This is a genomic window from Gellertiella sp. DMC107 (assembly GCF_056313605.1).
Map to the genome: position 1 here is coordinate 95,083 of NZ_JBQUZZ010000002.1, position 24,464 is coordinate 119,546.

Here is a 24,464-nt window from a genome sequence, read left to right on the forward strand (position 1 = left end):
GGGGTTTCACGCCTTGTCCAGCAAGGCTTGCCGGTACCGGCTGGCAAGGGGCGCGGCCATCAGGCGCGCCCGTTCCTCCGGCGAAATCCGCCGTCCGTAGGCGGCCATTATCTCGGGGATCGTCACCCGGTCCCCCGGGAAAGGTTCTGGGCGCACCGGTTCGCCGGCTGCGATCAGCCCGCCCTTCAGCACGCGCACATAGAAGCCCGGCCGGGCGGCCTGCAGATAGCGCCGTGCAAAACCCGGATCGTTCATGCGCAGGGTAAAGGTGGAGCAGGGAATGCGCGGTGCGGTCGCCTCGAGCACCACGTCGCCGATCTGAAACCGGTCGCCCGCCGCCACCTGGCGATTGTCGAGCCCCTCGATGACGAGATTTTCGCCGAAAGTGCCGGGCAGGTAGGGCTTTGCGAGCGCGGTGGCCCACCAGTCGAGCGTCAGCGATCCTTCCACGTAAAGCGCCTGATCCGGCCCGCCATGATGCTTGCGGTTCACCACCGCATCGCCCGCCAGCCCGTTGTCGTCGACAATCACCGCGCCGGTGACCGGATGCTTGAAGATACCGGTTTTCGTTTTTCGGTCCCCGAGCCTTTCGGCGGTCCCGATGCAGACGGCCAGAATTTTCATGGGATCCTTTCCCGAACAGTGATTCCCCCGAATCGGATAGATGGGATAAAAGCGCCGCATGGCAAAGCGAATTACCGGCCCCGAAATCGAGAAACTAATCCAGCTCCTGGCCAAGGTGCCGGGGCTCGGTCCCCGTTCTGCCCGGCGGGCGGCGCTGCATCTCGTCAAGAAGAAGGACCAGTTGCTCGGCCCTCTCGGCAAGGCCATGGGCGAGGCCTATGACAAGGTGCGCATCTGTTCCTGCTGCGGCAATATCGATACGGCCGATCCCTGCGCGGTCTGCACCGACGAGCGGCGCGATCATGGCGTGATCATCGTGGTGGAGGATGTCTCCGATCTCTGGGCGCTGGAGCGGGCCGGGGCCATGAATGCCGCCTATCACGTGCTCGGCGGCACCTTGTCGCCACTCGATGGCGTCGGCCCCGACGATCTGAACGTCAAGGGTCTGGTGTCACGGGTGTCGGAAGGTCACGTTCGCGAGGTCATCATTGCCGTCAATGCCACCGTCGAAGGCCAGACGACGGCCCACTACATCACCGACCAGCTGTCCGGCTTCGAAGTGAAGATCACCCGTCTCGCCCATGGCGTGCCCGTCGGCGGCGAACTCGATTATCTGGACGAGGGCACGCTGTCGGCAGCGCTCAGGGCGCGGACAGCGTTTTGAACGGGGCGGATACCCTTCCTCTGCCCGAAAGGGCGAGGACATGAAATCGGCATCTTGGCCGGTAGGCTCAGTCCGTTCGACAACGTCCATCCGGGAGGAACCCCATGCATCGCCCTAGCCGCCTTTTCCTCGCGCTTTCCCTCCTGCTGGCCTCGGCACTGTCCGCCTTCGCCGTCGACAAGGCCGGGGTGGAGCGGCAGTTTCGCGGCTGGTTGGAGGAAGATCTCTGGCCGGAGGCGAAGGCGAACGGCATTTCGCGTGATGTCTTCGAAAGCGCCATGGCGCGGGTGAAGCTCGACTGGACCCTTTCCGAACTGGTTCCGCCGGGATCGCGCCCGCCGAAAGAAGTGCCGCAGACCCAGGCCGAATTTTCCTCCCCGGCGCCCTATTTCGCCGAAAAGCGCCTTGCCGCCCTGGCGCTGAAGGGCCGGTCGCTGGCCGCCACCCATGCGGCAACGCTGCGGAAGATCGAGAAGCAATATGGCGTGCCGGGTTCGATCCTGCTCGCCCTCTGGGGCCGGGAAACCGGCTATGGTGCCGCGAAACTGCCGAGCCCGGCGCTGGATGTGCTCGCCACCCGCGCCTTCATGTCCACCCGCAAGGACCTGTTCCGCCGGGAGCTGATCGCCGCCCTGCACATCGTCGAAAGCGGCGACGCGACGCCGGACCAGCTGCGCGGCTCGTCGGCGGGCGCGCTCGGCCAGCCGCAGTTCATGCCCACCAGCTTCCTGAAATATGCGGTCGATTTCGACGGAGACGGCCACCGCAATATCTGGACCTCCGTTCCCGACAGTCTCGCCTCCATGGCCCGCTTCCTGGTCGACAAGGGCTGGCAGGGCGGCCGGGACTGGGGCTATGAAGTGGCCATTCCGAAAGGGGTTTCCTGTGCGCAGGAAGGCCCGGACCGGGCCCGCGCGCTGAAGGCATGGGAAGGGCTGGGCATTACCCGCATATCGGGCAAGGCCTTTCCGTCGAGCGAGGCGGGCAGGGAAGCGATGATGCTGGTGCCCGCCGGTACCCACGGACCCGAATTCATCGTCACGCCGAATTTCTACGTCATCAAGGAATACAACAATTCCGATCTCTACGCCCTGTTCATCGGCAATCTGGCAGACCGCATCGCTGCGGGATCGGGGGCGTTCCGGGCCCCTTTCGGCAATGTGGGCGGCATGCTGCGTTCGGATGTGAAGGCCATGCAGGATCGGCTGGTGAAGAAGGGATATGATGTCGGCAAGGCCGATGGACTGGCCGGCTACAAGACGCGCCGATCCATCGGCGAGTGGCAGGAAAAGAACGGACTTTCCCCCACCTGCTTCCCCGAACCGGCACTGAAGAAGGCGATCCGCTGAGGCCCCCTGGTTGCAAGCCTTGCAATCCGGGGCAAAGAGGTTTATATCCGCTTCAAATTCTTGATCGTCTGATGAAGAGTGGGGCCGCAAGGACCCGCTCTTTTTTGTTACCGTCATCGCGGGGGCCGGACGATCGGACCGCGCCGGAAGGCTTCCGGCGGCAAGAGACAAGATCGACGGATTATGAACGAACAGACTGCACCCGAGCCGCGCCTGATTACCGAAACCGGCATCGACCAGAGGCTGGCCGAGATCATCGAGCCCGTGATCACGGGCATGGGGTACCAGCTGGTGCGGGTCCGCCTGCTCAACCAGAACGGCCTGACGCTGCAGATCATGTGCGAAAAGCCCGATGGCACCATGACTGTGGAAGACTGCGAGACCGTATCCACCGCAGTTTCTCCGGTTCTGGATGTGGAAGATCCGCTCGATAAGGCGTATCATCTGGAAGTGTCGTCGCCCGGCATCGACCGCCCGATGGTGCGCATTTCGGATTTTCGCCGCTGGCAGGGCCATCTGGTGAAGGTGGAAACCTCGATCCTCGTGGAAAACCGCAAGCGCTTCCGCGGCAAGATCGTGGATGTGACGGATGAAGGCTTCACGCTCGAGCGCGACCAGATCGCCTATGGCGAGGAGCCGACCGTCAGGATCCCGTTCTCTACGCTCGCCGATGGCAAGCTGATCCTGACGGACGATCTCATCCGCGACGCGCTGAAGGCCGACAAGGCCGCCCGCGCTGCCGCCGCCAATCAGAATGACGAGGAAGACGGCGAAGAAGACGCCTGATTTTCCGAAATAACATGGGGCAGGTCCGGGACAGAGGAGCCCGCCCTTCGAGTTTAACAGACGGAGACTTGAGACATGGCAGTCAGTGCGAACCGGCTTGAACTTCTGCAGATCGCAGATGCAGTGGCGCGCGAAAAGGTCATCGACCGCGAGATCGTGCTGGCCGCGATGGCCGATGCCATCCAGAAGGCAGCCCGCTCCCGTTACGGCAGCGAGAGCAACATCCGCGCCGACATCAACTCCAAGACCGGCGAAATCCGCCTCCAGCGGCTGCTGGAGGTCGTCGATCACGCTGACGACTATTCCACCCAGATCCCGCTGGCTCTGGCCCGCGATCGCAACCCCGACGCCCAGATCGGCGATTTCATCGCTGATCCGCTGCCGCCGATGGATTTCGGCCGCATCGCCGCCCAGTCGGCCAAGCAGGTCATCGTGCAGAAGGTGCGCGAAGCCGAGCGCGACCGCCAGTATGACGAGTTCAAGGACCGCGTCGGCGAAATCGTCAACGGCACCGTGAAGCGCGTCGAATATGGCAACGTGATCGTCGATCTCGGCCGCGGTGAAGGCATCATCCGCCGCGACGAGATGATTCCGCGCGAAACCATGCGCTATGGCGACCGTGTCCGCGCCTATGTCTACGACGTCCGCCGCGAACAGCGCGGTCCGCAGATTTTCCTGTCGCGTACCCATCCGCAGTTCATGGTCAAGCTCTTCACCATGGAAGTGCCGGAAATCTACGACGGCATCATCCAGATCAAGTCGGTCGCCCGTGATCCGGGCTCGCGCGCCAAGATCGCCGTGATCTCGAACGATAGTTCGATCGATCCGGTCGGCGCCTGCGTGGGTATGCGCGGTTCGCGCGTCCAGGCCGTGGTCGGCGAACTGCAGGGCGAGAAGATCGACATCATTCCGTGGAGCCAGGATCCGGCGACCTTCGTGGTCAACGCCCTCCAGCCCGCAGAAGTCGCCAAGGTGGTTCTCGACGAGGATGCCGAGCGCATCGAAGTGGTGGTGCCGGACGAGCAGCTGTCGCTCGCCATCGGCCGCCGCGGCCAGAACGTGCGCCTGGCCTCGCAGCTCACCGGCTGGGACATCGACATCATGACGGAGCAGGAAGAATCCGAGCGCCGCCAGAAGGAATTCAACGAACGCACCAACCTGTTCATGGATGCGCTCGACGTGGACGAGATGGTCGGGCAGGTGCTGGCCTCCGAAGGCTTCGCCGCCGTCGAGGAACTGGCCTATGTGGACCTCTCCGAAATTGCCTCGATCGATGGTTTCGACGACGAGACCGCCGACGAGATCCAGACCCGCGCCCGCGAATATCTGGACCGGATCGAGCAGGAAATGGATGAAAAGCGCAAGGAACTCGGCGTGGCCGACGAGCTGCGCCAGATTGACGGCATGACCGCCAGCATGATGGTGGCCCTCGGTGAGGACGGCATCAAGACGATCGAGGACTTCGCCGGCTGTGCGGCCGACGATCTGGTCGGCTGGAGCGAGCGCAAGGATGGCGAGACCAAGAAGTTCGAAGGCCTCTTCTCCAAGCTGGACGTATCGCGCGTCGAAGCCGAGAACATGATCCTTCAGGCCCGCCTCGCGGCCGGCTGGATCACCGAAGAGGAAATGGCGGCCCAGGCCGAAGCCGTGGCTGCCGAGGACGCGGAAGACGAAGAGGCATGACGCCCGGTGAAGGCGCGGCTGGCCTCGACGATCAGGAGGACGGGTTCGATTATCCCGATGAGGGCATGAACGGACGCACCTGCATCGTCACCCGCGAGAAGACCGAACCGGATCAGCTGATCCGGTTCGTCGCCGCACCCGACGGCACCGTCATTCCCGACCTGAAGCGTCAGCTGCCGGGTAGGGGCTGCTGGATCGGCATCGAGCGTGCGCGCGTCGAGACCGCCATGGCAAAGAACCTCTTTGCCCGGGCGCTGAAGCGGAAGGTGAACGTGCCGGCCGATCTCGCCGATCAGGTGGACAGGCTCCTGTCCCAGCAGCTGGCGGGCATGATGAACCTCGGCCGCAAGGCCGGCCAGTTCATCTCCGGCACGATGAAGGTGGATGCCGCCGTTCGCTCCGGCGCGGCGCTGGCCGTTTTCCATTCGCTGGATGCGGCGCCCGACGGCGTGAGAAAAATCAACCAGGCCCGCAAGGCCTGGCACCTCGGCATGGAGACCGAGGCCGAAATTCCCTCCTTCCACCTCTTTGCCGGGGCGGAGATGGAGGAACTGATGGGCCAGAATGCTTTTATCCATGCCGCAGCGCTTGCAGGGCAGGCGGGTGAGGGTGTAGTGAAGCGCGCAAACCTGCTCGAACGGTACCGCAATGGCGGCCGCATCCGGGCTGTTGGCCGCGCTGGCCGGCAAGACCAATGACGCGGACACCGGCTTTGCCGGCCGCAATGACGATTGTGCAGGGAATGAACGACGGGGTCTGATGTCATCATCCGGCCCCTGTCCGAAGGAACGGGAACGGAATGACCGACAACAAAGACGACAAGACACTCAGCGTAACGGGCAAGAAGACTCTGACCCTCAAGCCATCGGGGATGAGCCAGGGCACCGTTCGCCAGGATATGGGTCGGGGTCGGACCAAGGCAGTCGTGGTGGAAACCCGCAAGCGCCGCCCGCACCGTCCTGAGGACGACAAGCCGCCGATCCAGCCCGTTGCCCCCCAGCCCGCCCCGCGCGCCGAGCAGCCCGCCCAGCCGCAGGCCCCCCGCCCGCAGCAGCCCGGCAACCGTCCGCAGCAGCCGCAGCGCGGCTACGACCAGCGTCAGGACCGGGACCGCGATTACAATCGTGACCGCGACCGCGGCAACCGCACCGGCGGTGGTCAGGTCCTGAACCATCTCTCGTCCAGCGAAATGGAAGCCCGCCGTCGTGCGCTGGTGGAAGCCCAGGCGCGTGACGCCGAGGACGCGCGTCGCCGCGCCGAGGAAGAAGCCCGCCGCCGCGAGGAAGAAATCCGCCGCGCCGCCGAGGAGGATGCTCGCCGCAAGGAAGAGCAAGCCGCCCGCGCCGCCGAGGAAGCAGCCCGCAAGGCCGAAGAAAAGAACGCTCCCGCTGCCCAGGCCCAGCCTGCAGCGCCGGCTGCTCCCGCCGCTCCGGTCCAGCCGGCGATCCGCATGGATGGTCCGGTCCGCCGCCTGAATGATCCCCGTCCCGCTGCCGGTCGCCCCGCGCCCGGCCGTCCGGCCCCGGCTGCTCCGGCAGACCCGGTTCCGGCCGTACAGGCCCGCGTGCGCAAGGTCGACGTGGAAGAGGATGAAGACCGCAAGGTTGCCCGCCCGGGTGCCGGCCCGGCCCGCAAGGTCGCCCGTCCCGAGCCGGCCAAGCCTGCTCGCGTCAAGACCGAGGACGAACGTCGCCGCGGCAAGCTGACGGTTACCGCCGCTGGCCTCGACGAGGACGGCGCGACCCGCGGTCGTTCGCTTGCCTCCATGCGCCGCCGGCAGGAGAAGTTCCGCCGCAGCCAGATGCAGGAAACCCGCGAGAAGATTTCCCGCGAAGTCATCCTGCCCGAGACCATCACCATTCAGGAACTGTCGCAGCGCATGTCCGAACGCGCCGTCGACGTCATCAAGTACCTGATGAAGGAAGGCCAGATGATGAAGCCCGGCGACGTGATCGATGCCGATCTCGCCGAACTCATCGCCGGCGAATTCGGCCATACGGTCAAGCGCGTCTCGGAATCCGACATCGAGCAGGGCATCTTCAACGTCAATGACGAGGAAGGCGACGTGCTGCCGCGTCCGCCGGTCGTGACCATCATGGGCCACGTCGACCACGGCAAGACCTCGCTGCTCGACGCGATCCGCCATGCCAACGTGGTCGCCGGCGAAGCCGGTGGCATCACGCAGCATATCGGCGCTTACCAGGTCGAACAGAACGGTCAGAAGATCACCTTCATCGACACCCCCGGCCACGCCGCCTTTACCGCGATGCGTGCCCGTGGTGCGCAGGCGACCGACATCGCGATCCTCGTGGTCGCCGCCGACGACAGCGTCATGCCGCAGACGATCGAATCGATCAACCATGCGAAGGCCGCCGGCGTGCCGATCATCGTCGCGATCAACAAGGTCGACAAGCCGACCGCCGATCCGCAGAAGGTCCGCACCCAGCTCTTGCAGCACGAGGTCTTCGTGGAAAGCATGGGCGGTGAAGTGCTCGATGTGGAAGTTTCCGCCAAGAACCGCACCAATCTCGACAAGCTGCTCGAGGCCATCCTGCTCCAGGCCGAAATCCTCGACCTGCGCGCCAACCCGAACCGTACGGCGGAAGGCACGGTCATCGAAGCCGAGCTCGACCGCGGCCGCGGTGCGGTGGCCACCGTCCTCATCCAGAAGGGCACGCTGAAGCCCGGCCAGATCATCGTGGCCGGTGACCAGTGGGGCCGTGTGCGCGCCCTCGTCAACGACAAGGGCGAGCACGTCAAGGAAGCGGGTCCCGCCATGCCGGTCGAGGTGCTGGGTCTTTCCGGCACGCCGGCCGCCGGCGACAAGTTCGCCGTGGTCGAGAACGAAAGCCGTGCCCGTGAAATCTCCGAGTACCGCCAGCGTCTGGCCCGCGACAAGGCGGCTGCCCGCCAGTCCGGTTCGCGCGGCTCGCTCGAGCAGATGATGAACCAGCTCCAGACCTCGGGCGTGAAGGAATTCCCGCTCGTGATCAAGGGCGACGTGCAGGGCTCGATCGAAGCCATTGCCGGCGCGCTGGACAAGCTCGGCACCGACGAGGTTCGCGCCCGCATCGTTCACTCCGCAGTGGGTGGCGTGACGGAATCGGATATTTCGCTCGCCGAAGCCTCGAACGCCGCCATCATCGGCTTCAACGTCCGTGCCAATGCCCAGGCTCGCTCGCTGGCCGAGCGCGAAGGCATCGAGATCCGCTACTACAACATCATCTACGATCTGGTGGATGACGTGAAGGCAGCCATGTCCGGCCTTCTCTCGCCGGAACGTCGCGAAACCTTCCTCGGTAATGCGGAGATCCTCGAGGTCTTCAACATCACCAAGGTCGGCAAGGTCGCAGGCTGCCGCGTGGTCGAAGGCAAGGTCGAGCGTGGTGCGGGCGTCCGCCTCGTGCGCGACAACGTCGTCATCCACGAAGGCAAGCTCAAGACGCTCAAGCGCTTCAAGGACGAAGTCGGCGAAGTGCCGGTCGGCCAGGAATGCGGCATGGCCTTCGAGAATTACGAAGACATCCGCGCCGGCGACACCATCGAGTGCTTCCGCGTGGAACACGTCACCCGCACGCTCTGATCCCTCGGGCGCAGACGGACGATATCGAGGCCGCCGGGCTTGCCCGGCGGTCATTTGCTTGAGTGTTCCGGAAAAGTTGCGCTGCCCGTTCGGGGCTGGGGCAAACCCCTCCGGACGCGTGATGACCAGATTGGGTCCAAACCCCAAGGACAAGAACCATGACCAAAGCTACCTCTTCCGCTCCCTCCCAGCGCATGCTGCGCGTCGGCGAGCAGGTGCGCGCGGCTCTCACTAAGGTGCTGCAGCGCGGTGACGTGCAGGATCCCGTCATCGAAAAGACGGTGATCGCCATTTCGGAAGTGCGCATGTCGCCCGATCTGAAGATCGCCACCGCCTATATTTCCCCGCTCGGCGTCTCCGATCACCAGGTGGTCATCAAGGCGCTGGCGAAGAACGCGAAATTCCTGCGTGGCCGCATTGGTCCCGAACTTCGACAGATGAAATACATGCCGGAACTGCGCTTCCGCGACGATACGAGCTTCGACAATTACTCGAAGATCGATGCGCTGCTGCGCTCGCCGGAAGTGGCCCGCGATCTCGATCCCGATACGGACGAAGACGAGGCCTGAGGGCTGTCTGCCGCTTCCTGTTTCCCGGCCGCGCCACCTTCCCGGGTGAGTGGCCCGATTTCCCTTGCCTGACTGAATGGAAAAGCCATGTCCAAGCCGCGCAAACCCAAGGGCCGCCCGATTTCCGGCTGGCTGATCCTCGACAAGCCCTATGATTTCGGCTCCACCGAGGCCGTTTCGAAGATCAAGTGGCTGTTCAAGGCGGAAAAGGCCGGCCATGCCGGCACGCTCGATCCGCTGGCCTCGGGCATGCTTCCGATTGCGCTCGGCGATGCGACGAAGACGGTTCCCTACGTCATGGATGGCCGCAAGGTCTATGAATTCACCGTGACCTGGGGCGAGGAACGCGCCACCGACGACCTGGAAGGCGATGCGGTGAAGACCTCCGACAGCCGCCCTTCGCCGGAGGAGATCCGCGCGCTCCTGCCGAACTATACCGGCACGATCCTGCAGGTGCCGCCGCAGTTTTCCGCGATCAAGATCGACGGCAACCGCGCCTATGATCTCGCCCGCGACGGCGAGGTGATCGAAATCCCCGCCCGCGAGGTGGAAATCCATCGCCTGACGCTGCTCGCCACGCCCGACGAGAACACCGCCCATTTCGAGGTGGAATGCGGCAAGGGCACCTATGTGCGCTCGCTCGCCCGCGACTTCGGCCGCGATCTCGGCTGCTATGGCTATGTCTCGGGCCTGCGCCGCACCTTCGTCGCGCCCTTCGCCGAGGAGACCATGGTGCCGCTGGCGAAGCTCGTCGAACTGGAAGCCGTCGAGGATATGGACGAGCGGCTCGCCGCGCTCGATGCTTACCTCATCGATACCGCCGAAGCGCTCTCCAGCCTGCCGCATGTGCCGGTGTCCGAGGACCAGGCGCACCGGTTGAAGATGGGCAATCCCATCATCCTGCGCGGCCGCGATGCGCCACTGCCGGCGCCGGAAGCCTATGCCACGACCCGCGGCAAGCTGATTGCCATCGGCGAGATCGCCGAGGGCGAGTTCCGCCCGCGCCGGGTCTTTGCCTGAGAGCCGCGGCTTTGCTAGGCTCTCCCCGAGCCGGCACCATGAGGGGGCCGCGAACGGGGAGTGAGGCCATGCTGAAGGCACTGATTGCAGGACTTGTCGTAACCCTTGGGCTCGCCGCCCCCGTCAAGGCGGATGACCGGTGGAAGACCCTGCCGGACATTCCACCGATGCCGAAAGCCGAACAATCCGGCTATGCCGAGGTGAACGGCATCCGCATGTATTACGCCACCTATGGCAAGGGCGATCCGGTGCTGCTCATCCATGGCGGACTGGGCTTCTCCGATGTCTGGGTCCATCAGGTGGAGGATCTCTCCCGGGATCACCTCGTGGTCGTCGCCGACAGCCGCGGCCATGGCCGTTCTAGCCGCACCACCGAGCCCTTCGGTTACGATCTGATGACCTCGGATTACGTGGCGCTGATCGACCACCTGAAGCTCCGCAAGGTCACGCTGGTCGGCTGGTCCGATGGCGGCATCATCGGCATCGACATGGCGATGAAAAATCCCGATCACCTCACCCGTGTCATCGCCCATGCCGCCAATGTCACGGTCGATGGCGTCAAGAGCGACGTGATGGAGAACAAGACCTTCTCCGATTACATCAACAGGGCCGGCGACTATTACAAGAAGCTCTCGCCGACCCCCAACGAATATGATGCCTTCGTCAACCAGATCTCCGCCATGTGGATGAGCCAGCCCGCCTGGACGCCCGAGATGCTGGGCAAGATCACCGTCCCCGTCACGGTGGTGATCGGCGATCATGACGAGGCGGTAAAGCGCGACCATACCGAGCAGATGGCAAAGGACATTCCGGGATCGAAGCTGGTGATCCTGAAAGATGCCAGCCATTTCGCCATGCTGCAGGACCCGGACGGCTACAACGCCATGATCCGCGCCGCCATGAAGGGTGAATGAGCGAGGCTGGACGGGGGCTTTGCCGAAGGAAAGGCCCCCCTTTCCTTTCTGCGCCGAATGGCGTATAGGCTGCGGCAGCTTTTCTGATGCCGGTAACGGGCGGACGAGCATTCATGGCCAAGGCTGGACGACATCCCGGCTTGTGGCGCCCCTTTTTCCTCTCTCATGAAAGGATTTCCCGATGTCGATCACTGCTGAGCGCAAGTCTGCGCTGATCAAGGAATATGCAACCGTCGAAGGCGATACCGGTTCTCCGGAAGTCCAGGTTGCGATCCTCACCGAGCGGATCAACAACCTGACCGGCCACTTCAAGGACCACAAGAAGGATAACCATTCCCGCCGTGGTCTGCTGAAGCTGGTGTCCAGCCGCCGTTCGCTTCTTGATTACCTCAAGAAGAAGGACGAAGCCCGTTACTCGAAGCTGATCGCTTCGCTGGGTATCCGCCGCTAACACTTTCCGGCGGGTGGGGCCTTGGCCGCACCCGCCGGTTTTCATTCTGGCGATAGCCAGAACCTTGCCTTCCGCCCGTCCGCCGCGGTCTCTTCCAGGAAGAGGCAGGAGCGGAAACACGGAAGATGGCGAGCCGGATGGGCCGGTCTCGCCAGGAGAAACCGATGGCCTGTCATGGGGCAGGATTGCCGGATGCTTGAGGGGACGATGTCCCGCCAGATGAAGCTTCCCGTTGTCTTGCCCGTGATCTGCCTCACGACCGGTGATGGAGCGTGCATGAGTTCCGGCCTTTGAAAGAGGCCCTCATGCCCCGTCGCCTTTGAAGGACAAGACATATGTTTGATGTTCATACCGTTGAAATCGAGTGGGCCGGCCGCCCGCTGAAGCTTGAAACCGGCAAGGTTGCCCGCCAGGCCGACGGCGCCGTCATCGCCACCTATGGCGAGACCGTCGTTCTCGCCACCGTCGTTTCCGCCAAGTCGCCGAAGCCGGGCCAGGACTTCTTCCCGCTCACCGTCAACTACCAGGAAAAGACCTATGCTGCCGGCAAGATCCCGGGTGGCTACTTCAAGCGCGAGGGCCGTCCGAGCGAGAACGAAACGCTGGTTTCGCGCCTGATCGACCGCCCGATCCGCCCGCTCTTCCCGGAAGGCTACAAGAACGACACCCAGGTCGTCGTCACCGTTCTCCAGCATGACCTCGAGAACAACCCGGACATCCTGTCCATGGTTGCCACCTCGGCCGCACTGACCATTTCCGGCGTGCCCTTCATGGGCCCGGTCGGCGGCGCGCGCGTCGGCTACATCAACGGCGAATACGTCCTCAACCCGCATCTCGACGAGATGGACGAGTCGAGCCTCGATCTCGTCGTGGCCGGCACGGCCGACGCTGTTCTGATGGTGGAATCCGAAGCCAAGGAACTGCCCGAGGATATCATGCTCGGCGCTGTGATGTTCGGTCATCGCGGCTTCCAGCCGGTCATCGACGCGATCATCAAGCTCGCCGAAGTGGCTGCCAAGGAGCCCCGCGACTTCACCCCGGAAGATCATTCCGCCCTCGAGACCGAAATGCTCTCGATCGCCGAAGCCGAACTCCGCGAAGCCTACAAGATCACCCAGAAGGCCGACCGTTACGCCGCCGTCGACGCCGTGAAGGCGAAGGTGAAGGCCCACTTCCTGCCGGAAGACGGCGAAGCCAAGTATTCGGCTGAAGAAGTCGGTGCCGTCTTCAAGCACCTGCAGGCCAAGATCGTTCGCTGGAACATCCTCGACACCAAGAGCCGCATCGATGGTCGCGATCTCTCGACCGTGCGCCCGATCGTTTCGGAAGTCGGCGTTCTCCCGCGCACCCATGGTTCGGCGCTGTTTACCCGCGGCGAAACCCAGGCGATCGTGGTTGCCACCCTCGGCACCGGCGAAGACGAGCAGTACGTGGACAGCCTGACCGGCATGTACAAGGAACGCTTCCTGCTGCACTACAACTTCCCGCCCTACTCGGTCGGTGAAACGGGTCGCATGGGTTCCCCGGGCCGTCGCGAAATCGGCCATGGCAAGCTTGCCTGGCGCGCCATTCGCCCGATGCTGCCCTCCGCCGAGCAGTTCCCCTACACGCTGCGCGTCGTCTCGGAAATCACCGAGTCCAACGGCTCCTCCTCCATGGCCACCGTCTGCGGCACCTCGCTGGCGCTCATGGATGCGGGCGTTCCGCTGGCCAAGCCGGTTGCCGGTATCGCCATGGGCCTGATCCTCGAAGGCGATCGCTTCGCGGTTCTCTCCGACATCCTGGGTGACGAAGACCACCTCGGCGACATGGACTTCAAGGTCGCCGGCACCGCCGACGGCATCACCTCGCTGCAGATGGACATCAAGATCGCCGGTATTACCGAAGAGATCATGAAGGTCGCGCTCGGCCAGGCCCAGGGCGGCCGCAACCACATCCTCGGCGAAATGGCCAAGGCCATCACCGAAGGCCGTGCCCAGCTCGGCGAATTCGCACCGCGCATCGAAGTCATGAACATCCCGGTCGACAAGATCCGTGAAGTCATCGGTTCGGGCGGCAAGGTCATCCGCGAAATCGTCGAAAAGACCGGCGCGAAGATCAACATCGAGGACGACGGCACCGTCAAGATCGCCTCCTCCTCCGGCAAGGAGATCGAGGCTGCCCGCAAGTGGATCCACTCGATCGTCGCAGAACCGGAAGTCGGCGCCATCTATGAAGGCACCGTGGTTAAGACCGCCGATTTCGGCGCCTTCGTCAACTTCTTCGGCGCCCGCGACGGCCTGGTCCACATCTCGCAGCTCGCCTCGGAGCGCGTTGCCAAGACCTCTGACGTCGTCAAGGAAGGCGACAAGGTCTGGGTCAAGCTGATGGGCTTCGACGAGCGCGGCAAGGTCCGCCTCTCCATGAAGGTTGTCGACCAGGCGACCGGCAAGGAAATCGTGGCCGAGAAGAAGGCCAAGGAAGACGGCGAAGCTGCCGAGTAATTGGCCTTCACCGATCTGAAGACAAAAGGGGCGCGGGTTTTTCCCGCGCCCCGTTCCGTATCTGCGGACCCCCGACATTGTGAAAAGAAGAAACCGAATTATGGCCCGTGAAACGCTGAAAACCCTGTTCCATCCCTTTGCCAGCGGTACGCTGGAACCGTTGCCCGAGGGCGCGCGGGTGGCGTTTCTGGGCGCGGAGGCGGGCTATGTCCTGCCGGAAGGTTTCGCGGCCGCCATCACCGCCGTGCAGGGCATCCGTCCGCTTTACCGCCGGCTGGAGACCAAGGGCGCGGATGTTCATCCCGCCCTGCCCGAAGGAACCTATGATGCCGGCTTCCTCATCCTCAACAAGCACCGCGGCGAGAACGAGAACCGTCTCGCCACGCTGCTCAGCGTCGTGAAGACCGGGGGTCTCATCCTCGTGGCCGGCTCCAAGGAAGACGGTATCCAGCCCATGCGCAAGCTTCTGCTGCAGCAGGGCGTCGCCTTCGAGCACATGCCGAAATATCACGGCGTCGTCTGCTGGTTCGAGGTGCCCGGTCATGCCGCGGAGCTTGCGGCCCGCATCGAGAAGCCCGCAAAGCGGCTCGAAGACCGTTTTGTGACGGCGCCCGGCATGTTCAGCCATGAACGGGTGGACGAGGGCTCCGCGCTCCTCGCCTCCCGTCTGCCGGAAGATTTCGACGGCAATGCCGCCGATTTCGGCGCCGGCTGGGGCTATCTCTCCGTCGCGCTTGCGGAAAAGGCACCGCGCACCGCCCGCATCGATCTCTTCGAGGCCGATCATGCGGCGCTTGAGGCGGCAAAGACCAATCTGGCAAACCTCGTGCCCGATCTGCAGGCGCGGTTCTTCTGGCAGGATCTCGCGCAGGAGGAGCCGAAGGAGCGCTATGACATGGTGATCATGAACCCGCCCTTCCACGAGGGGCATGCGGCCGAGCCCGGCCTCGGCCAGGCGATGATCCGCATGGCGGCGAAGGCGTTGCGCCAGGGCGGCAGGCTGATGCTGGTCGCCAATCGCGGCCTGCCCTATGAGCCGGTGCTCTCCGAGCTCTTCCGCGAAAGCGGCGAAACCTGCCGAAACGCCCGTTTCAAGGTGCTCTGGGCAAAGAAGTAAGGATCGGAAGAAAGGGCGGCTGGACCGCCCTTTTTCAATGGCCCTTCTCGTTGCGGAATTTCCGCTCGAGAAGCCCGACCAGCCGCACCATCGGCCAGAGAATGGCGATGTAGATCAGCGCGGCCGCGATCAGCGGCGAGGGATTGGCATAGAGCGCCTGGGCATTGTTCGCCTCCTTCAGCAGTTCGGGAAGCGCAACCGTCGAGGCAAGCGATGTATCCTTGAACATGGAGACGCAGTTGCTGGTCGTCGGCGCAACGACGACGCGCATGGCCTGCGGCAGCACGATCTTCAGCATGACGACGCGGAACGGCAGGCCAAGCGCCGCCGCCGCCTCGAACTGGCCCTTCGGTATGCTCTCGATGCCGGAGCGGAAGACCTCTGCCGAATAGGCGGCCATCACGATCGACAGCGCCATGATCGCCGAGGACCAGGACGACAGGCTGATGCCGACGAAGGGCAGTGCGAAATAGATCAGGATCATCACGACCAGCACGGGCGCTGCGCGGAAGATGTCGATGAAGCCGATGGCGATATAGCGCACGGGTTTCGGCCCGTAGAGCCGCAGCAGCGCCACGATCAGGCCGCCGGGCACGCCGATGCCGATGGCGGCGAGTGCCAGCAGGAAGGTGTTGAGCAGACCGCGCAGCAGGGCGGGCAGGGCGTCATGCATGACGCCGGCGTTGAAGAAAGTATCGATCAGCGACATGAAGCCCCCAAGCTGAACGCTCATGCGGGACAAGCCGCATGGTCCCATGCCGAGCATAGGCGGAAGAACCGCGCCGGCAAAGCCGGCGCGGCGGTCAATTCAGGCAACCCAGCCCTCAGCCCTTCGGAATCGGCTGTTCGGTGAGCGTGGAGCTGTCGGCCGGGGCATCGGTGCCGAACCACTTCTTGTGGATCGCCGCCATGGTGCCGTCCTTCTTCATCTCGGTGATGGCCGCATTGACCTTTTCAAGCAGGGGATGGTCCTTGGTCATCATCAGGCCGTACTGCTCGCCGGTCTTGATGCGGGACTTCACGGCAAGGTCCGTCATCTTGATGAAGGCATACTGCATGCCCGGCACGTCGGAGACGGCGGCATCGATGCGGCCGGCATTGAGGTCCAGCAGCATGTCCTGCTGGGCATTGTAGCCCTTCACTTCGGTAATGCCGAGCTTGTCCTTGTTTTCGTTCGACCATTTCTCGCCGGTGGAGCCGGAAAGAACGCCGACGGTCTTGCCCTTCAGGTCCGCTTCGGAAGCGAGTGCGGAATCCTTCTTGGTGGCGATGCCCATGTCGGAATCATAATAGGGCTGGGTGAAGGACTGGCTGCCCAGCCGCTCCTTGGTGATGGTGATCGAGGAAATTGCCACGTCGATGCGCTTGGAGCTGGTGGCGGCAAAGAGCGCCTGGAATCCGAGATCGGAGAATTCCGGTGTCAGGCCGAGGCGCTTGGCCACTTCCGAGGCGATCTCTGCCTCGAAACCTTCAAAGGTGCCGCTTTCGTTCTTGAATTCGAAGGGCGGGTTGGACGGATAGGAGCCGATCAGCAGCTTGCCCTCTTCGGCGGCTGCGAAGTGCGGCATGGCAAGAAGGCTTGCCGCGGCGAAGAGGCCCATGACGGTCCGGCGTGTAAAGCTCATTGCAATCTCCCAGGTTTGTCAGGTTTCAGAAAAAGCGTTCCCCCGGCGATTATTCTTGTTTACGCCGGTTTTTGGCATGCGGGATGGGCGGCTCTCAGCCGAGTGCGCCCACCATTCTGTCGAGCGCACGGGCAATGTCGCCGGTATCGCGGCACACGCACATGCGCAGGAAAGCGCGGGACGCCTCCCCGAAAAGATAGCCGGGCGCGAGCCCGACGCGCGCCTCCTCGAGGATACGCCGGCAGACGGCGCGAGAATCCGGCTCTCCCTCAAAGGCGAAGAAGGCATACATGCCGCCCTTCGGCTTGTCGGGCAGGATGATCCCCGGAATGGCCGACAGCCGGTCATAGGCGAGATCCAGCCCGGTCTTGGACAGGGCGCGGACCTGCCGGACCAGCGGCTCGCCTTCGGTAATCGCTGCCGCGCCGGCAGCCTGAAGCACGGCAGGCGTGCCGCTGTTGATATACTGCGTCATGGCGCCCAGCTGTGGCGCGACGGAGGAGGGATGGGTCAGCCAGCCCAGCCGCCATCCGGTCATCGCCCAGGCCTTGGAGAAGCTGTTGACGGACATCACCCGGTCGCCGTCTTCGGCGATCTGCAGGATGGAGGGCGCCACCTCGCCCTCGAAATAGAGCCGGCCATAGACCTCGTCGGAGATGATCCAGATGCCGGTCTTGCGGCTGAAATCGAGCAGCGCCTGCATGTCCGCCCGGCTTGCGGTCCAGCCGGTCGGGTTCGACGGTGTCGACAGAAAGATCGCCCGCGTACGCGCGTCGCAGGCATCGAAGAGCCTGTCGAGGTCCAGCCGCCAGTCCGTATCGAAGCCCAGCGGCACCTGCCGGGGCTCGGCGGCGGAGAGATGGATGACGCTGTGGATGTTCGGCCACTGCGGGCCGACATAGACCACATTCGTGCCCGGATCGGCCACGAGCTGCACGGCCAGAAACAGCGCCTGCATGCCGCCGGGCGTCACCGTGGTGCGCTCCGCAGGCACGGGCCGTCCATGAATGCGGGTCTGGTAGTCGGCAAGCGCCGTCGTTAGCCGGTCGAGGCCGCGCATGTTCGGCACATAGAAGGTCAGTCCCTCGTCCAGCGCGGCTTTTGCGGCATCGCGGATGAAGGCGGGCGTGACCATATCGCCCTCGCCATACCAGAGCGGAATGACATCGCCGATCTCGCGAGCCCTGACGGCCAGAAGCGCGATGTTTTCGGTTACCAGATCGCGGATCTGGCTCCGGATTCCCTGAAACGCAAAGCGGTCCGGCGCGATCTGCAGCCGTTCCAGCGTGGTGTCGATCGTCATCAGCTCGTCCCTCGGGCAGGCTTGCAACCGCCCTGTTCTTGTCTTTTGCCGGATCGTGGTGCAATTCCACGACAATTTCAAGCAAGAAGTTTTAAGTTTAAAAGAACCCCGTTTTCACGGGTCTTTCCGGGCCGCAGCAGCTCTGGCGCTTTGCATGGTTTTCTCCACGGAAGCGGTCAGCACCATGGCGTCACTGCCGAGGATGAAGAAACGCATACCCAGCGATAGATAGGCTTCTATGTTTTCCGGCCCGGGGCGGAACATGCCGAAGGCGCGGCCCGCCTTGCGACACGCCTCGGCGATCGTGTCGATTGCGGCCTCCAGAGTGGGCCGCTCGGCGACCGGCAGGGTGGAAAGCGAAACGCCGAGGTCGCCCGGCCCGATGAAGATCGCGTCGATGCCCTCCACGGCGGCAATTGCATCGATATTCCGCAGTCCTTCCACATTTTCCACCTGAACGGTCACCAGCACCGACCCGTTGGCGCGCGCGAGATAGTCGGGAATGCGGTAGCCGTAACCCGCGGCGCGGCCGGGACCCACCCCGCGGCGTCCGAGGGGCGGATAGCGGCAGGCTGAAACGACCGCTGACGCTTCCGCAGCCGTCGAAACCATGGGCACCATCACCCCGCTTGCCCCCGCATCCAGCACGCCGGCGAGCGCTTCCGGCGCCTTGCCGGGCACCCGCGCCAGCACCGGCACGCCGTGGACATCGCCGGCCCGGCAGAGATTTTCGAATTCGGCTCGTCCGATCTGCGAATGCTCGCCGTCGAGGCATATGAAATCCGGTCTGCCGAGCGCCAGAACCTCCACGGCGGCGGGATGGGCGATATTGCAGAAAAGGCCAAACAGGGCTTCGCCGGAAAGGCACGTCTCGCGAAGGGAAGGGGTCTTGTCGCGCATGGGCATCCGCTCGGGTTTGAGATGCCAACACGCGGACGCGCATCGGCGATGGTGCTTCAAGCTTAAACGATCTTCGGGTCACGGCAAGGGCCTGCCCGGTTTCCTTCCGTTCGTTGCTTCGCTATATGATCAAGCGAAACCTCATGTCCGGAGAACCCGATGACCACCATCCGCTACCACGAAGGCGATATTTCTGCCGCCGACGCTGCTCGCTACACCGGCGCCATCGCCATCGATACGGAAACGCTGGGCCTCGTGCCGCGCCGGGACAGGCTGTGCGTGGTGCAGCTTTCGCCGGGCGACGGGTCGGCGGACGTGATCCGCATCGCGCCCGGCCAGAAGAGCGCCCCGAACCTCACCGCGCTTCTCGAAGATCCGGCAAGGCTGAAGATCTTCCATTATGGCCGCTTCGACATAGCGGTCCTCTTTCATACCTTCGGCGTCACCACCGCCCCGGTTTTCTGCACCAAGATCGCCTCGCGTCTCTCCCGCACCTATACGGACCGGCACGGCCTCAAGGACAATCTGAAGGAAATGCTGGAGATCGACATCTCCAAGGCGCAGCAATCGTCCGACTGGGCAGCGGAAACGCTCTCGCCGGCGCAGCTCGAATATGCCGCGTCGGATGTTCTTTACCTGCATGCGCTGAGGGACAAGCTTTCGGCCCGGCTCGCCCGCGATGGCCGCATGGACCATGCCGAGGCTTGCTTTGCCTTCCTGCCGACCCGCGCCAAGCTCGACCTGCTCGGCTGGGAAGAGACCGATATTTTCGCCCATAGCTGAACCGTTTTTTTGGCTTCAACCCCGCATTTTTCGCTCTGCGGGCAAGCCCCTGAAAATGCATTCGAAAATCCGGCTTTTCAGAACGCGCGCCCGGCTTGGGCGCGCGTTTTGCGTGGTCGGCGGCCCGTTTTTCAAACCCTATGTTAACCATTTTGGGTTCGACTTCGCTTGCCGGGACGCGGTTGGGACCGTCTTCGGCATGATGCAGAATGTGTTATGTTTTTTGGGGGCGTTATGGTTGCCGCATTGCTTGGCAGTTTATCCTATGAAGATATGAGCGACCATCTCCTTGCAGATCAGTTTGAAGACAGCTTGTCCGGCGGATACTCCGAGCTGGACATGAGCGATATGGAAGGCGGGGAGGCCCAGCCTGCCTTCGTGCGCGGCAGCGTGCTCGATGCTTTTGCCGCCCACGATCGCGTGGAGCGGGCGCATCCCGCAAGCCACATTGCCGCGATCGATTCCGACGACAACGGCATTTATCGCCTGTTTCGTACCCGCTAAGGGCCGGACTTTCAGCGTCTGATTGCCCGCGCTCTTTCGCGAATCTCGTCGAAAGAGCGGTCGACCAGCAGATTCCCATCCACGTAGACCGGCTCGAGATGGTTGTGGCGCCGCCCGATCTCCTCGACCCGACAGGCCGTCAATTCACCGAATTCGTCCACAACGGCCAGTCGCCCGGCTTTCGGCGGCTTGTCCCGCATATGGGCCGGCCGGCGCGCCATGTCGATCCAGCGTCCCTCGCCGTTGAGGCGCGCGCTCGCCTTCATGGTGAATTCATAGCTGTCGCGATTGACTTTCTGGATCAGGTTCGAGCCGACGCCGAAGTAGATGTTATCAGCCGAAAAACCCATGGCCTCCATGCGGCCGAGAATGAGTTCCATGTCTTGCGGGCTCACGCCATCGCCCTGCATCACCCGGACTCCATGCTCGATCACCTTGTAGCCGCGGCTGTTGAGGCGGGTTCCGAAGGCATAGGCAAGCTGAGCAACGACCTGCACCGGCGTATCCACCGGGTCGCCGCTGTCCGGACGGATGATCACGGTGGCCCCTGAGCGAATGACATCCTCCTTCAGCGCCTTGCCCCAGATTTCCGCCACCGCATGGGAAATGTCGTAGCTGTCCGAAACGACCGAGACCGCTCCGTATCGAGCGAAATGATCCAGCATCATCCGGTACGCATCCGCTTCGTGGGCCTGCCCCCAGGCGGTCATGGTGGAATGTTCGGATGCGGGCAGCGAATGACCGGCCATCGGCGCGCCATAGAAATTCCGCGCCGCTACCAGTGCTGCAAGCGTATCGGTCCGGTCGAAGAAGAGCAGATGCGCCACGCCGCCCAGCGCACTCTGCTCGCGCGAGGTGGCGGCCCGCGCCCCGAAATCATGCAGGCGGCTCGGCAGATCCACCCGGTCGGGATCGGTGGTCTTCTCATAAAACGGCAGAAGGCGGTCGCGGATCTTGCGGGCATTGCTGGCGACCGAGGACGGGTACCAGACGGCGCGGAGCAGCGCCGTATCGAGCCAGGTCGCCACCCAGGCCGTCTCCGGGTCCGTGCTCGTCACCTGCACGAGCGGTATGCCGCGCATGACCAGCATCCCCTCGGGCAGCGCCTCGATACGGACCGGCAGATAGCCGCCGAACCGCGACACGATCCGCAGCCAGCCCTCGCGATTGAAGGGCAGGCCATGCAGGGTCGCGACCTCTTCCGCTTCCGACACGTCCCGCCGGGTCACGGGTCGTTGCATCATGTCTTTCAGGAACATCTGCAGTCCGAAGAACACCACATCCGGCCACAGAGATTGTCCCCGAGCCTCCACATAGGCGCTGAGAGCGGTCGTATCGGACGGATATTGCAGATGATGGCTCAGCTTGTAGCTGTCCGTATTGAGAAGCGGATTGTCGGGGATCATGCCTCGTTCCTATCGATCCGCATCCATCTCCTGGATTCGGCAGCATAAGCTACAACACCTTCCCGAAAGAGCAAACCGGCCCATCCCATCCGCCTGGTCTTGAAGGGTGGCGGGAAGCATGAAATGAATATGTAATTGCTAAGATCAGGATATAATCATGAAAAGATTTGCCTCTCTCGTGCTCGTTCTCCTTGCCGGCTGCCAGTCAGGCCCGCGGGAAACCCTTTACAAGGCCGGGTCGCTGGCACCGGAAAGACAGGCGACTTACGACGCCTGCAAGATTGCCTCCTTCCGGAAGATCCCCCAGGCGCTCGTCACCGAATACACGCCCGGTTATCACGATCCCGGCGTCCTCCAGTGCCAGACGGATCGCTCCGGTACGACCTGCATGACGATGGGGGCGATCGATCTGCCCGCGCATGCCGAAACCCGGGATGTCAATGCCGCCCTCCGTAAGCGCGAGGTAGAGCGCTGCCTGATCGCGGGAGGGTACCGGCTCCTCCTCCTGCCCCTTTGCCCGAACGCCGCCGACAGGCAGCGGCTGCGCGCCATGCCCCAGCCGGAAAACCCCGATGAGATGGTTTGCCGTCCAGACGATGGTCCTGCGGATTAAGGAAAATCCTCTCTTTCTTAACCTTTTGGCCCTGAAACAGGCCGTGGACAGTAAAAAGGTTAGCAATCTGTTAAATCTTTTGCTCTAATTTGGGTCCTAGACAAGTAAAAATTCCGGGCCATGATTCGCCAGGACGGCTTTGGAAAGCCATCCCGCGGGATAGTAAGGGGCAGGGTGCACTGTCCCCTCCAAAATCTGATCCAGCCACCCTCATTGTCAGAATGGAGCACGCCATGTTGCCTCCTGTTCGTACAATATCCGGGTCCAGCGGGTCCTATCAAAGTTCGTCCTCCGTTTCCGCAAGCGCACATCTGACGGGGGAGGCGATCTACCCAGGGCATGCCGCCGATGCGGACCGGGACGTCAATCCGAACCATTCGGGCAAGCTGAACATCTTGCTGCTGAATGGACGCGACGGTGTGCCCGAAGGGCTGGGCATGATTGCCGATGCGCTGGGCCGCGCGGTCAACCTGCCCCGCCGCGAGGGCGAAACGCCGTCCGCCTATGTCACCCGGCTCGCACTGGCCCTTTCCGTCATGCCCGCCGTGCTGAAGGCGGATGCGGAACACGAGCTGATGAAGATCCTGCGCGGGGTCCGTCTGCAACTGGTCATCGAAGCCTTCCTCAATCCCGCCGGACCCGAAGCGGCCCGCATCGTCGCGCTTCTGGAAATGGCCGGCACCACGGAGCGCGATCTCGCGGCCCTGACGGTGCTGACCTCCTATCGCCAGAACGACGGCGGCGATACGGCCTTGCCCGATCCTGTCATGCAGGGACCGCCGCCTGCGCCCCGCATGCCGTTCGGTCCGCCGCCCGCTCCGGAGGCACCGGTGCCGGGGGCGCCGCTCCTGACGACCGCGGCAGCCATGGGCGCCGCGGAGAGGGCGGAGACGTCACCCCTTCCCGAACCGGCACCCTCCGATGCCCTTCCCCCGGCGGAGGCCGCCGATCCGGACGCGCTCGAGCGTCAGGCCGCGCTGCCCTTCACCGGGGAAGCAGACGACGATCTCGGCCTGATCCGCTACCGCAAGACCGACAATATTTTCAGCCGCACCTCGGCGCCGGAGGCGATGGCCGACCGGCTTCCCGACGCGCCGGTCGAGGCGACGCCGGTGCGCCGGGCCATGGCCGATCTCGATCCGGCCCGGCTCGAGGCCCGGACCGCCGAAAACCCGCTGCGCGGTCTGCCTGCCCCCACCGATGCGCGCGGTCTGCAGACCGTGCTGACGGCTGCCTTCGCGGCAGGCGACAGCGAGGATCCGCTCGTACAGGCCAAGGCCGCCATGGACCTGCTGGCCGGCGAAGCCGCGGATGCCCCGGCTCCGGCCGGGCGCCTGCCCGCGGCCCGTCGGGACTTCGCCAGCCGGCCCTTTGCCGATTATGCCCGCCCCGCGCCGCGGCCCCTGCCGCGCCCGGAGGATTTGCCGCCCATTTTCGGGCTGAAGGGCTGGCCCGAAGACATCTTCATCGAGCCCGGCATCCTGCCCGCATCCCGCCTGACCGAGGCGGTTCTGGCGGCAACGCTGGTGCCCCATGCCGGGCCGGAGCCCGACCAGGCCGATCCCGCCTATGTGCTCCGGGGCCGGGGTGTCGCCGCCAACGATATCGGCGACCACGGCAAGGCGGCCCTCGAGGCCGCCGAGCAGCAATTGATCCGCACCGCCGACCAGGCCGCAGGCCTTTCCGCCGACCGCCGGCTGGATCCGTTGCCGCGCAGCGAGCGCTCCGGCGCCGACCAGCTTCTCGCCGCGGCCCTGCAGCTGGGGATCGATCCCCGCCAGGGCATGGGTTTCGCCAGCCTGCCCAACCCGATCGCCGACGAGCGGGATGAGGGGCCGGCGCCCCGGCGTGGTCACCGCGCAAGCGGCGAAGGCGCGGGCGACGACGAGGGCGACGAGCAGTCCGCAGATCGCGGCTTTGCCGAAGACGGCCCGGAGCCCGAGGCGGAGGACGCTGCCCCGGAGGCTCTTGCCAGCGGGGACGCGCAGCCCGCGTCCGGCCCGGCAGATGCAGCCGATCCCGCCTATGACTATTACCAGCGCATGGCCGGCTGGAGCTGATTACAGCGCCGCCGGTTTCAGGTCATC

At 64.1% G+C, this 24,464-nt stretch carries 22 protein-coding genes; 16 read left to right on the forward strand and 6 right to left on the reverse strand.

Features of this window, described 5'->3' with window-relative positions:
* Positions 1–6 precede the first annotated feature (6 nt).
* On the reverse strand, positions 7–624 hold the full coding sequence (locus tag ACT54B_RS05960; RefSeq protein ID WP_476043624.1) for an MOSC domain-containing protein: 618 nt from the start codon (positions 622–624) through the stop codon (positions 7–9).
* 58 nt (positions 625–682) lie between these two features.
* Here ACT54B_RS05960 and recR point away from each other — a divergent pair, with 58 nt between their 5' ends.
* From recR to ACT54B_RS06020, 12 genes are all read left to right on the forward strand, one after another.
* A complete protein-coding gene (gene recR / locus ACT54B_RS05965; RefSeq protein WP_476043625.1) occupies positions 683–1,288 on the forward strand; it encodes a recombination mediator RecR in 606 nt (201 codons plus the stop codon).
* Positions 1,289–1,392: 104 nt separating this feature from the next.
* A complete protein-coding gene (locus ACT54B_RS05970) occupies positions 1,393–2,637 on the forward strand; it encodes a lytic murein transglycosylase (RefSeq protein ID WP_476043626.1) in 1,245 nt (414 codons plus the stop codon).
* 183 nt (positions 2,638–2,820) lie between these two features.
* Positions 2,821–3,423 carry a ribosome maturation factor RimP gene (rimP, locus tag ACT54B_RS05975; RefSeq protein ID WP_476043627.1) on the forward strand — a complete coding sequence of 201 codons (603 nt, stop codon included), beginning with the start codon at positions 2,821–2,823 and terminating at the stop codon, positions 3,421–3,423.
* Between the two features lie 75 nt (positions 3,424–3,498).
* The gene (gene nusA / locus ACT54B_RS05980; protein ID WP_476043628.1) at positions 3,499–5,106 is read left to right on the forward strand and encodes a transcription termination factor NusA; all 1,608 of its coding nucleotides are present in this window, start codon (positions 3,499–3,501) and stop codon (positions 5,104–5,106) included.
* A gap of 65 nt (positions 5,107–5,171) precedes the next feature.
* Positions 5,172–5,804, forward strand: a complete 633-nt coding sequence (locus tag ACT54B_RS05985; RefSeq protein ID WP_476044787.1) for an RNA-binding protein — start codon at positions 5,172–5,174, stop codon at positions 5,802–5,804.
* 101 nt (positions 5,805–5,905) lie between these two features.
* Positions 5,906–8,689, forward strand: a complete 2,784-nt coding sequence (gene infB / locus ACT54B_RS05990; RefSeq protein ID WP_476043629.1) for a translation initiation factor IF-2 — start codon at positions 5,906–5,908, stop codon at positions 8,687–8,689.
* 158 nt (positions 8,690–8,847) lie between these two features.
* Entirely contained in the window at positions 8,848–9,258 is a 411-nt protein-coding gene (rbfA, locus tag ACT54B_RS05995; RefSeq protein ID WP_476043630.1) for a 30S ribosome-binding factor RbfA, read from the forward strand.
* Between the two features lie 87 nt (positions 9,259–9,345).
* Entirely contained in the window at positions 9,346–10,278 is a 933-nt protein-coding gene (gene truB / locus ACT54B_RS06000) for a tRNA pseudouridine(55) synthase TruB (RefSeq protein WP_476043631.1), read from the forward strand.
* A gap of 71 nt (positions 10,279–10,349) precedes the next feature.
* Complete coding sequence (locus ACT54B_RS06005) at positions 10,350–11,192, forward strand: alpha/beta fold hydrolase (RefSeq protein ID WP_476044789.1); 843 nt, start codon at positions 10,350–10,352, stop codon at positions 11,190–11,192.
* A 181-nt stretch (positions 11,193–11,373) separates the two neighbouring features.
* Complete coding sequence (rpsO, locus tag ACT54B_RS06010) at positions 11,374–11,643, forward strand: 30S ribosomal protein S15 (protein WP_476043632.1); 270 nt, start codon at positions 11,374–11,376, stop codon at positions 11,641–11,643.
* A 335-nt stretch (positions 11,644–11,978) separates the two neighbouring features.
* Positions 11,979–14,126, forward strand: coding sequence for a polyribonucleotide nucleotidyltransferase (pnp, locus tag ACT54B_RS06015; protein ID WP_476043633.1), 2,148 nt, complete (start codon positions 11,979–11,981; stop codon positions 14,124–14,126).
* Between the two features lie 100 nt (positions 14,127–14,226).
* On the forward strand, positions 14,227–15,243 hold the full coding sequence (locus ACT54B_RS06020; RefSeq protein ID WP_476043634.1) for a class I SAM-dependent methyltransferase: 1,017 nt from the start codon (positions 14,227–14,229) through the stop codon (positions 15,241–15,243).
* Positions 15,244–15,277: 34 nt separating this feature from the next.
* Here the strand turns inward: ACT54B_RS06020 and ACT54B_RS06025 are convergent, their stop codons facing one another.
* From ACT54B_RS06025 to ACT54B_RS06040, 4 genes are all read right to left on the reverse strand, one after another.
* Positions 15,278–15,952 carry an amino acid ABC transporter permease gene (locus tag ACT54B_RS06025; RefSeq protein WP_476044791.1) on the reverse strand — a complete coding sequence of 225 codons (675 nt, stop codon included), beginning with the start codon at positions 15,950–15,952 and terminating at the stop codon, positions 15,278–15,280.
* A 115-nt stretch (positions 15,953–16,067) separates the two neighbouring features.
* Positions 16,068–16,868: an ABC transporter substrate-binding protein gene (locus ACT54B_RS06030; protein WP_476043635.1), complete on the reverse strand. Its 801-nt coding sequence runs from the start codon at positions 16,866–16,868 to the stop codon at positions 16,068–16,070.
* A 94-nt stretch (positions 16,869–16,962) separates the two neighbouring features.
* Complete coding sequence (locus ACT54B_RS06035; protein WP_476043636.1) at positions 16,963–18,171, reverse strand: pyridoxal phosphate-dependent aminotransferase; 1,209 nt, start codon at positions 18,169–18,171, stop codon at positions 16,963–16,965.
* 114 nt (positions 18,172–18,285) lie between these two features.
* A complete protein-coding gene (locus ACT54B_RS06040) occupies positions 18,286–19,071 on the reverse strand; it encodes an HpcH/HpaI aldolase family protein (RefSeq protein WP_476043637.1) in 786 nt (261 codons plus the stop codon).
* 159 nt (positions 19,072–19,230) lie between these two features.
* Between ACT54B_RS06040 and ACT54B_RS06045 the strand changes: the two genes are divergently transcribed.
* Positions 19,231–19,854: a ribonuclease D gene (locus ACT54B_RS06045; RefSeq protein ID WP_476043638.1), complete on the forward strand. Its 624-nt coding sequence runs from the start codon at positions 19,231–19,233 to the stop codon at positions 19,852–19,854.
* 234 nt (positions 19,855–20,088) lie between these two features.
* The gene (locus tag ACT54B_RS06050) at positions 20,089–20,358 is read left to right on the forward strand and encodes a hypothetical protein (RefSeq protein ID WP_476043639.1); all 270 of its coding nucleotides are present in this window, start codon (positions 20,089–20,091) and stop codon (positions 20,356–20,358) included.
* Between the two features lie 11 nt (positions 20,359–20,369).
* Here the strand turns inward: ACT54B_RS06050 and ACT54B_RS06055 are convergent, their stop codons facing one another.
* Entirely contained in the window at positions 20,370–21,764 is a 1,395-nt protein-coding gene (locus tag ACT54B_RS06055) for a nicotinate phosphoribosyltransferase (RefSeq protein ID WP_476043640.1), read from the reverse strand.
* Positions 21,765–21,921: 157 nt separating this feature from the next.
* Between ACT54B_RS06055 and ACT54B_RS06060 the strand changes: the two genes are divergently transcribed.
* Complete coding sequence (locus tag ACT54B_RS06060) at positions 21,922–22,377, forward strand: hypothetical protein (RefSeq protein WP_476043641.1); 456 nt, start codon at positions 21,922–21,924, stop codon at positions 22,375–22,377.
* Between the two features lie 233 nt (positions 22,378–22,610).
* A complete protein-coding gene (locus tag ACT54B_RS06065; protein ID WP_476043642.1) occupies positions 22,611–24,437 on the forward strand; it encodes a hypothetical protein in 1,827 nt (608 codons plus the stop codon).
* The last annotated feature ends 27 nt before the right edge of the window (positions 24,438–24,464 follow it).

Coding starts and splice junctions, on each gene's coding strand:
- ACT54B_RS05960 (WP_476043624.1), bottom strand. CDS start 624: ATGAAAATTCTGGCCGTCTGCATCGGGACCGCCGAAAGGCTCGGGGAC.
- recR (WP_476043625.1), top strand. CDS start 683: ATGGCAAAGCGAATTACCGGCCCCGAAATCGAGAAACTAATCCAGCTC.
- ACT54B_RS05970 (WP_476043626.1), top strand. CDS start 1,393: ATGCATCGCCCTAGCCGCCTTTTCCTCGCGCTTTCCCTCCTGCTGGCC.
- rimP (WP_476043627.1), top strand. CDS start 2,821: ATGAACGAACAGACTGCACCCGAGCCGCGCCTGATTACCGAAACCGGC.
- nusA (WP_476043628.1), top strand. CDS start 3,499: ATGGCAGTCAGTGCGAACCGGCTTGAACTTCTGCAGATCGCAGATGCA.
- ACT54B_RS05985 (WP_476044787.1), top strand. CDS start 5,172: ATGAACGGACGCACCTGCATCGTCACCCGCGAGAAGACCGAACCGGAT.
- infB (WP_476043629.1), top strand. CDS start 5,906: ATGACCGACAACAAAGACGACAAGACACTCAGCGTAACGGGCAAGAAG.
- rbfA (WP_476043630.1), top strand. CDS start 8,848: ATGACCAAAGCTACCTCTTCCGCTCCCTCCCAGCGCATGCTGCGCGTC.
- truB (WP_476043631.1), top strand. CDS start 9,346: ATGTCCAAGCCGCGCAAACCCAAGGGCCGCCCGATTTCCGGCTGGCTG.
- rpsO (WP_476043632.1), top strand. CDS start 11,374: ATGTCGATCACTGCTGAGCGCAAGTCTGCGCTGATCAAGGAATATGCA.
- pnp (WP_476043633.1), top strand. CDS start 11,979: ATGTTTGATGTTCATACCGTTGAAATCGAGTGGGCCGGCCGCCCGCTG.
- ACT54B_RS06020 (WP_476043634.1), top strand. CDS start 14,227: ATGGCCCGTGAAACGCTGAAAACCCTGTTCCATCCCTTTGCCAGCGGT.
- ACT54B_RS06025 (WP_476044791.1), bottom strand. CDS start 15,952: ATGTCGCTGATCGATACTTTCTTCAACGCCGGCGTCATGCATGACGCC.
- ACT54B_RS06030 (WP_476043635.1), bottom strand. CDS start 16,868: ATGAGCTTTACACGCCGGACCGTCATGGGCCTCTTCGCCGCGGCAAGC.
- ACT54B_RS06035 (WP_476043636.1), bottom strand. CDS start 18,171: ATGACGATCGACACCACGCTGGAACGGCTGCAGATCGCGCCGGACCGC.
- ACT54B_RS06040 (WP_476043637.1), bottom strand. CDS start 19,071: ATGCGCGACAAGACCCCTTCCCTTCGCGAGACGTGCCTTTCCGGCGAA.
- ACT54B_RS06045 (WP_476043638.1), top strand. CDS start 19,231: ATGACCACCATCCGCTACCACGAAGGCGATATTTCTGCCGCCGACGCT.
- ACT54B_RS06050 (WP_476043639.1), top strand. CDS start 20,089: ATGGTTGCCGCATTGCTTGGCAGTTTATCCTATGAAGATATGAGCGAC.
- ACT54B_RS06055 (WP_476043640.1), bottom strand. CDS start 21,764: ATGATCCCCGACAATCCGCTTCTCAATACGGACAGCTACAAGCTGAGC.
- ACT54B_RS06060 (WP_476043641.1), top strand. CDS start 21,922: ATGAAAAGATTTGCCTCTCTCGTGCTCGTTCTCCTTGCCGGCTGCCAG.
- ACT54B_RS06065 (WP_476043642.1), top strand. CDS start 22,611: ATGTTGCCTCCTGTTCGTACAATATCCGGGTCCAGCGGGTCCTATCAA.